We start from the raw sequence: 2,305 nt of genomic DNA on the forward strand, positions 1-2,305 counted from the left end.
TAACAAACGGAAATTGCAGCATGACCTGCTCAGAAACCTCAAGCGCTATCAATCTGTAGTAGACGAGTTTCGTAAACTGTTACGTTGGGTCAAGCAAGATAGAATTCTAGACTGTATGCAGCGCATTGATTACAGCCATCTATCAACGGTTTTCCCCCTGTGGACGGGTGAGATTAGAGATTTGGGACGATTTCTACCCTTTCAACCTGAAGTCTTCGATCTGGTGATTGTTGACGAGGCATCCCAGGTTAACATTGCCGAAATTATCCCAGCATTTTATCGCGGCAAGAGCTTTTGTGTGGTCGGAGATGATAAGCAGCTTAGCTTAAATGCAGCGGGTTTGTTTGCGCTCAATCGTAGGTTTGAACGGCTTGTCTGGAATCGCTGCTTTGCGGGCTTAAGTCGGGTGATTGACTACGATCGGGCTAAGGACAAGGCATTAATCGTCAGCAATTCATCTATACTCGACTTTATCATCAATGAAGACAATCATTTCAGTATCCCCAAGGTGACGCTGAATGAACATTTCCGCTCCATGCCCCAGTTAGCCGAGTTCACCAGCAAGACCTTCTATGATGGCAGCTTGCTGATCATGACCGCTGTGGGCAAAAACATCAACAAACCCTGTTTTGAGGCGGTGCGAGTAGGGGGACAACGGGAAGCTAGCAAGAAACTCGTTCCTGAAGAAATTGAAGCGTTAGTTTGCCAATTGAAGGGGTTGATACGGAATGATAGCTATTTAAAGGAGCCATTGAGCCAGCATGGCTTTACAGAAAAGAATAAGCCGTCGATCGGGGTCTTGTCCTTCCTGACTCAACAGAGAGATGCCATTCGAGAGCGGCTTCAGGAAGAATTCTCAGAGGATGAATGGCAAACCTATCAACTGTTGGTGGGTACTCCCGAAGAATTTCAAGGGAATGAACGGAATATTATCTTGATTACCCTAGGACTGGAGGGACTCGGTAGCCGCTGGGCAAAGGGACATTACGAAAATCCCAATCGGTTCAATGTGGCGACTAGCCGCGCCATCAACTATACCTACTTCATCTACGGGGGTATTCCGAAAACAGCCAGCTTGTTGAAGCAGTATTTACGGCATTTTGGCTATCAAATTCACGATGAGGATCTGAGAGACTCTAGTGGTTATGTTAATCCCCAGGAAACGCCCCTAAAGGGTAAACATAAATGGGGATTTGATGAAACAAAGGTTGAATCTGAGTTTGAGTTCAAGGTGCTGGAGTATTTGAGAGAATTTATCCGGGTTTATGGAGCAAATCATTTGGAGCTTTACAACCAAGTCGAGAGCTGCAATAAGCGCCTAGATTTTGTCATCTTTAATACTCGCAACCAGGACTGTTGCGCTGTTGAAGTCGATGGGGTTCACCACTTTACCCCGGATGGTCGCACTTACTCAGAGGAACATTTTTCACGGGTTGAGGTGCTGAGGCGAGCAGGCTGGAAGCTCGTGCATGTACCATACCATCAGTGGTATCGCAATGGTTGGTTGTGCGATCGAGATGATCGGGAGTTTAGTAGCATCATCCGAGTGCTTTTTGACCAAATCAGGCAAGCATTAGAGTTAACAGCCCCGGAGGTCAACCAACCATGATTGCTCAACCTGAGACAAAGCACTACACGATCGACGACTATCTAGAACTGGAAGTTGCCTCTGAAACGCGCAGTGAATATCGCAATGGAGAAATTGTTCCGATGACGGGTGGCACCCCAGACCATAATGACGTTGCCAGCAACCTTGTGTGTTCTACTGAGGTCAGCTTTGAAGGGAAAAAATTACCGGATGTTTTATGTTGATCAACGACTCTGGATTCTTGGGGCAAATCTCTATACTTACCCCGATGTGATGGTGTTGCCCAAACCTCTGGAATTGCAAACCGGGCGCAATGATACGGTCATGAATCCCTGCTTAATTGCGGAAATACTGTCTGAGTCCGCTCAAAACTACGATCGGGGCGAGAAATTTTTGGCTTATTGCACTATTCCCAGCTTTCAAGACTATCTACTGATTGATCAATACCAGGTACAGGTGGAACACTATGTTCAACAATCTGCCCACCAATGGTTGTTTTCAGAATATGATGATCTCTCTGCTACCCTGACCTTGAGCAGCGTTGAGGTGCAACTACACATTGCAGACCTCTATGAAACGATCGACTTCTCCTAGCTGTTTAGATGCGGGTTAATGGTGTAGATAATGCCCCCACCATTGCCTTTGCTCATTTCAACTTAGTTAATAGTCTAAAAGGCGCTGGGGGATGTTGGCGAAGCACTGCGTCACTATCAGCAG

The 2,305-nt window shown here is 46.5% G+C and carries 1 protein-coding gene and 1 pseudogene; both read left to right on the forward strand.

Annotation, left to right across the window (positions count from 1 at the left end; translation table 11 throughout):
- Positions 1 to 1,609, forward strand: a 1,609-nt coding sequence (locus NZ772_17690; protein ID MCS6815389.1) for an AAA domain-containing protein, incomplete at its 5' end; no start/stop codon positions are given.
- Positions 1,606 to 2,182, forward strand: a pseudogene (locus NZ772_17695) (Uma2 family endonuclease). The gene NZ772_17690 and the pseudogene NZ772_17695, both read left to right, overlap by 4 nt.
- Positions 2,183 to 2,305 lie beyond the last annotated feature (123 nt).

The sequence above is a fragment of the Cyanobacteriota bacterium genome (assembly GCA_025054735.1).
In the GTDB taxonomy this organism is placed as follows: domain Bacteria; phylum Cyanobacteriota; class Cyanobacteriia; order SKYG9; family SKYG9; genus SKYG9.